This is a genomic window from Streptomyces sp. NPDC006332, from assembly GCF_040612855.1.
GTDB lineage: Bacteria > Actinomycetota > Actinomycetes > Streptomycetales > Streptomycetaceae > Streptomyces.
In genome coordinates this window covers 1-5,909 of record NZ_JBEXRA010000122.1, presented here as the reverse complement: position 1 = coordinate 5,909, position 5,909 = coordinate 1, and the positions used below count along the sequence as shown (strand labels likewise).

The window sequence follows — 5,909 nt, the reverse complement described above, 5'->3', positions numbered from 1 at the left end:
GCCCTCGGGCGCCTTCAGCCTCTCCATGGACAGCGGCCGGGTGGAGGTCGGGGAGGAGGTCCTGGAGCCCCGCGGCTCTTCGAGGACCAGGGGACGGGCGGCCACCTGAACACGCGGGGCGACGGCCTCGTCGCCTCTCGCAGCGCCCGATCCCTCCGGAACCCGCGGCCCTGCATCACGCCATAATCGACGCGTGAGCGACGAACACGGCACCGCACCCGCGGGCTCCGAAGGCGGTCCCCGCCCCGAACCCCTCCGCTTCTTCGGCACCACCTGGCTGAACCACGACCACGGCTACACGCCCCGCCGCATCGCGGCAGCCGTCGGCTCACTCGCCGCCGTGGTCGCCTCCTGCCTCGTCCTGCGCTTCGCCTACCAGGGCCTCCGGATAGCCGATACCGGCAGCTTCGTGGCCGTCCTGGTCGTCGCGATGTTCGCCATCTGCAGCGCGCTGGCCTTCCGCCAGACCCTGGACGGCTTCAGCAGGCGCCCCGACCCCGACCGCCAGGCCTCCCTCCGCGGCCTGCTGGCCATCGGCTTCGTCGGCTCGCTGCTCGCTTACTTCTTCCGCTCCCTCATCGAGGCCCCCGGCGAGAGGCTCCACCGCGAGGAGTACGAGGCCGCGCGCCGGCAGCACGAGAAGCGCACCTCGCGCCGCACCCGCAACCCCTCCAAGAAGCGCCCCCGCACATAGCCACCGGTCTCTCACCGGAAACGCGTCGTCCCTCACCCCCACCCCCGCCACCATGGTCCCCATGACGGCCTCCTCCCACGCCCCCCGCGCCCACTCCTTCAACGGCGCCGCAGCCCAGTACGCCGCCAGCCGCCCCGCCTATCCGCCTGCCCTCTTCGACGCGGTCGAGGACCTCGCCGGCCGCCCCCTCACTGGTGCCCGCGTCGCCGACATCGGCGCCGGCACCGGCATAGCGACCGCTCTCCTGCACGCCCGCGGCGCCGACGTGATCGCCGTGGAACCCGGCGACGGCATGGCGGCCCAGTTCCGCCGCGCCCACCCCGACATCCCGATCGTCAGGGGCGACGGCAACGCCCTCCCCCTGACCACCGCCTCCGTCGACTTCGTCACCTACGCCCAGGCCTGGCACTGGACCGACCCGGCCCGAGCCGTCCCGGAAGCCGTCCGGGTCCTGCGCGCGGGCGGCGCGCTAGCCCTGTGGTGGAACACGGACGCCCTCGACGTGCCCTGGATCGCCGAGGCCGCCGACCGCACCGGCCGCTTCTTCGGCGTGAACGTCGCCCTCGAGAAGCGCAACGTCAACGCCCGCACGGCGGACCCCACCGGCAGCCTCGACTTCACCTCCCGCGTGGTCCGCTGGAGCCGACGCGTACCGCTGGACACCCACCTCGCCAACCTCGGCACCCACTCGATCTTCCTGGTCCACGACCCGGAGGCCGGCGCCGCCTTCCTCGCCGAGGAACACAAGCACCTGCTGCGCACCTTCCCGGACGGAATCGTCGAAGAGGTCTACGACGTCATCCTGCTCCTCGCCACCACCCCCTGACCTCCCTCTCCCCGACACCGTCGCCCCGCTTGACGGACCCCCTACCCGGGAGCACTATTCATCGCATGATGAATTACGCGCCCGACCCACCGCCCGACGACGAGACACCCCCCGCGAAAACCACCACCTCCGACGCCCCCGACACCCTCGCCGCACCCGCCGTCCGCGCCCAGAACCTCACCGTCGTCCGAGGCCCCCGCACGGTCCTGCGGGGTCTCGACTTCACCGTCCCGCGAGGCCAGATCACCGGACTGCTCGGACCCTCGGGATGCGGCAAGTCGACGTTGATGCGCGCGATCGTCGGCACCCAGGCCAAGGTCACCGGCACGCTCGACGTCCTCGGCGACCCCGCCGGCCACCCCGGCCTCCGCACCCGCGTCGGCTACGTCACCCAGGCGCCCTCCGTTTACGACGACCTGACCGTCCGCCAGAACCTCGACTACTTCGCGGCCATCCTCGACCCGGGCCGCGCCGCCACCGACCGCCGCCACGAGAACGTCACCCGAGCCATCGCCGACGTGGACCTGACCACCCACGCCGACGCCCTCGCCGGCAACCTCTCCGGCGGCCAACGCAGCCGCGTCTCCCTGGCCGTCGCCCTCCTCGGCGCCCCCGAACTCCTGGTCCTCGACGAACCCACCGTCGGCCTGGACCCCGTACTCCGCCGCGACCTGTGGCACCTCTTCCACGACATCGCGACCCGGCGAGGCGCGACCCTGCTGATCTCCTCCCACGTCATGGACGAGGCGGAGCGCTGCCACCGCCTCCTCCTCATGCGCGAGGGCGAGATCCTCGCCGACGACACCCCCGACAACCTGCGCACCCGCACCCACTCGGAGACGGTCGAGGCGGCCTTCCTGCACCTGGTCGACGAGGCGATCGCCACCGCCCGCACGAAGGAGACCGCACGATGACCACGAACACAGGCACCACGAGCAGCACAGGCACGAACACCACCAACACCCCGCGCACCACAGCGGCACCCGCCCCACCCCGGGCCCTGAACGCCTCCCGGACCACCGCCACCACCGCCCGCGTCCTGCGCCAGCTCGGCCACGACCCGCGCACCATCGCGATGTTGATCCTCATCCCCTGCGTGATGCTGTTCCTGCTGCGCTACGTCTTCGACGGCAGCCCGCGCACCTTCGACAGCATCGGCGCCTCCCTCCTCGGGATCTTCCCCCTGATCACGATGTTCCTGGTCACCTCCATCGCCACCCTGCGCGAACGCACCTCCGGCACCCTCGAACGCCTCCTCGCCATGCCCCTCGGCAAGGGAGACCTCATCGCGGGCTACGCCCTCGCCTTCGGCACGCTCGCCGTCATCCAGTCCGCCCTCGCCACGGGCCTCGCGCTCTGGCTCCTCGACCTGGACGTCACCGGCAGCCCCTGGCTCCTGCTCCTCGTCGCCCTCCTCGACGCCCTGCTCGGCACCGCCCTCGGCCTCTTCGTCTCGGCCTTCGCGGCCTCGGAGTTCCAGGCGGTCCAGTTCATGCCGGCGGTGATCTTCCCCCAGCTCCTGCTCTGCGGCCTCTTCACCCCTCGCGACACCATGCACCCCGCCCTGGAGGCCCTCTCCGACGTCCTCCCCATGTCCTACGCGGTCGACGGCATGAACCAGGTCCTCACCCACACGGACATGACAGCCACCTTCGTACGAGACGCCCTGATCGTGGCGGGATGCGCGCTCCTGGTACTCGGCCTGGGCGCGGCGACGCTCCGACGCCGGACGGCGTGACACGCCACGGCCCCCGACATCCCGCCCACCGGACACCCGAGCCGCGCCCGTCCCCCCGATGCGAGGATGAACATGGACGACGCACCCCCCGGAGGGCACCCCAGCCATGACCCAGAAAGTCGCAGTCCTCGGCACCGGAAAGATCGGCGAAGCCCTGCTCAGCGGAATGATCCGCGCCGGCTGGGCCCCCACCGACCTTCTGGTCACCGCCCGCCGCCCCGAGCGAGCCGAAGAACTCCGCACCCGCCACGGAGTCACCCCGGTCACCAACCCGGAAGCCGCCAAGACCGCCGACACCCTGATCCTCACGGTCAAACCGCAGGACATGGGCACCCTCCTCGACGAACTCGCCCCCCACGTGCCCGCCGACCGCCTGGTCATCAGCGGCGCGGCAGGCATCCCCACCGCCTTCTTCGAGGAGCGCCTCGCCACCGGCACCCCTGTCGTCCGCGTCATGACGAACACGCCCGCCCTGGTCGACGAGGCCATGTCCGTCATCTCCGCCGGCACCCACGCCACCGCCGACCACCTCGCCCACACCGAGGAGATCTTCGGCGCCGTGGGCAAGACACTCCGAGTCCCCGAGTCCCAGCAGGACGCCTGCACCGCCCTCTCCGGCTCCGGCCCGGCGTACTTCTTCTACCTGGTCGAAGCCATGACGGACGCCGGAATCCTCCTCGGCCTGCCCCGCGACAAGGCCCACGACCTGATCGTCCAGTCCGCGATCGGCGCGGCGACCATGCTCCGCGACAGCGGCGAACACCCGGTCAAGCTCCGCGAGAACGTCACCTCACCCGCGGGCACGACCATCAACGCCATCCGCGAACTCGAGAACCACGGCGTACGAGCCGCCCTCATCGCCGCCCTCGAAGCCGCCCGCGACCGCAGCCGCGAACTGGCCTCCGGCAACAACGGCTGACCCCGTGCCGCCCCCAGCCCCACGACATCCGGGGGCGGCACCACACGCCTACCGAGCCGCGCGCACCCCGGCATCGGACGAGGCCGGCAACAACCCGATCGCGCGATAAGCGGCATCCACGGTAGGCCGCGCCATCGCCCGCGCCCTCTCCGCGCCCCCGCTCAGAACCCCCTCCACAAAGCCAGGATCCGCGCACAGCTCCCGATGCCTGTCCTGCACGGGCCTGAGAACCTCCACCACGGCCTCCGCGGTGTCCTTCTTCAAGGCGCCGTACGACGTGTACTCACCACTCAGATCCGCCGGGTCCCCACCCGTGCACCCGGCGAGAATCTCCAGCAGATTGGCGAGGCCCGGCCGCGCCTGACGGTCGTAGACGACCTCTCGCCCACTGTCGGTCACGGCCCGCATGACCTTCTTCCGCACCACGTCCGGCTCATCGAGCAGATAGACGATCCCGGGCCCGGAGTCGTCGCTCTTCCCCATCTTGGCCGTCGGCTCCTGCAGATTCATCACCCGGGCCGCCACCCCCGGAGACGTCGCCCGAGGCACCACGAACGTGTGCCCGTACCGCTGGTTGAACCGCACCGCCAGATCCCGGGCCAGTTCCACATGCTGCGTCTGGTCGTCCCCGACCGGCACCGCGTCACTGCGGTACGCCAGGATGTCCGCCGCCATCAGCACCGGATACGTCAGCAGCGACAGCCGCACACTCCCGCCCCGCTCCCGCTCCCGCGCGGCCTTCTCCTTGTACTGGATCATCCGCCGCATCTCGCCGTCCGTGGCAACGCACTCCAGCACGTACGACAGCCGCGCATGTTCATCCACATGACTCTGTACGAACACGGTGCACAGCTCGGGATCGAGACCCGCCGCCAACAGCAGCGTCGCCGCCTGCCGACTCAGTCGTCGTACTCGCGCCGGATCATGATCCACGGTCAGCGCGTGCAGATCGACGACGCAGAACAGTGCGTCGGACTGGTGCTGATCCGCGGCTGCCCACCGCCGCATGGCGCCCAGGTAGTTCCCCAGCGTCAGGTGCCCGGTCGGCTTGATCCCGCTGAATACCCGTGTCATCTCTGTCATCTGTCCCTCTCCTCCTGGCCGGGCCGCCCGCCTCGGCCGGCAGGCTGCCCCTCTGGAGTGCGGAGGGAGATACAGAAACGGCCGCCGAGAAGGCGGCCGTCGAGTGCATACGTGAGACCGGCCGCCGTCAGGCGGCCCACCACAGTTGGGAGCACGTACGCGTAGTCATGCGGCCCAGGCTACGCCTCCCAAGCGGCGTCAGGACCGAAGTTGACACGCCCCGACCCGATACGTAGTGTTCTCCGAGTTGTCCGACGTGAGCGCCGACTCCGGTCGGTCCCCGGACAACCATTCCGCAGGACCAACCAACACACGACGATGAGTCGTTCTGTTGTCGTGTCATTGGCACGGGTATTTGCGAATGAGGAATCCGCGTTCGAAAGGACGCAGCCCCCGATTAGCGTCGGGAGCAGGGAATCCGCTAAAGTCTCACTCGTCGGAACGGCCCAACAGCCGCGAAGACAACCCCCGCTGACCGGGGATCAGGACCGAAAGGATCTGATAGAGTCGGAACCGCCGAAAAGGGAAACGCGGAAGCGGAAACCTGGAAAGCACCGAGGAAATCGGGTCGAGAAAAAGATCTGATAGAGTCGGAAACGCAAGACCGAAGGGAAGCGCCCGGAGGAAAGCCACGAGAGAGTCTCTCGGG

At 70.1% G+C, this 5,909-nt stretch carries 6 protein-coding genes; 5 read left to right on the top strand and 1 reads right to left on the bottom strand.

The window, feature by feature from the left end:
* The first annotated feature begins 193 nt into the window (after positions 1-193).
* From ABZ027_RS42920 to proC, 5 genes are all read left to right on the top strand, one after another.
* Positions 194-694, top strand: a complete 501-nt coding sequence (locus tag ABZ027_RS42920) for an EamA/RhaT family transporter (protein ID WP_356778515.1) — start codon at positions 194-196, stop codon at positions 692-694.
* A 61-nt stretch (positions 695-755) separates the two neighbouring features.
* Positions 756-1,520: a class I SAM-dependent methyltransferase gene (locus ABZ027_RS42915; protein WP_356778513.1), complete on the top strand. Its 765-nt coding sequence runs from the start codon at positions 756-758 to the stop codon at positions 1,518-1,520.
* A gap of 65 nt (positions 1,521-1,585) precedes the next feature.
* Positions 1,586-2,434 carry an ABC transporter ATP-binding protein gene (locus ABZ027_RS42910; protein ID WP_356778511.1) on the top strand — a complete coding sequence of 283 codons (849 nt, stop codon included), beginning with the start codon at positions 1,586-1,588 and terminating at the stop codon, positions 2,432-2,434.
* Positions 2,431-3,258: an ABC transporter permease gene (locus ABZ027_RS42905; RefSeq protein WP_356778509.1), complete on the top strand. Its 828-nt coding sequence runs from the start codon at positions 2,431-2,433 to the stop codon at positions 3,256-3,258. Before ABZ027_RS42910 ends, ABZ027_RS42905 begins: the two co-directional genes overlap by 4 nt.
* Positions 3,259-3,364: 106 nt before the next feature.
* The gene (gene proC / locus ABZ027_RS42900) at positions 3,365-4,177 is read left to right on the top strand and encodes a pyrroline-5-carboxylate reductase (RefSeq protein WP_356778507.1); all 813 of its coding nucleotides are present in this window, start codon (positions 3,365-3,367) and stop codon (positions 4,175-4,177) included.
* 48 nt (positions 4,178-4,225) lie between these two features.
* On the opposite strand, the gene trpS is transcribed toward proC, so the two are convergent.
* A complete protein-coding gene (gene trpS, locus ABZ027_RS42895; RefSeq protein ID WP_356778517.1) occupies positions 4,226-5,251 on the bottom strand; it encodes a tryptophan--tRNA ligase in 1,026 nt (341 codons plus the stop codon).
* Positions 5,252-5,909 lie beyond the last annotated feature (658 nt).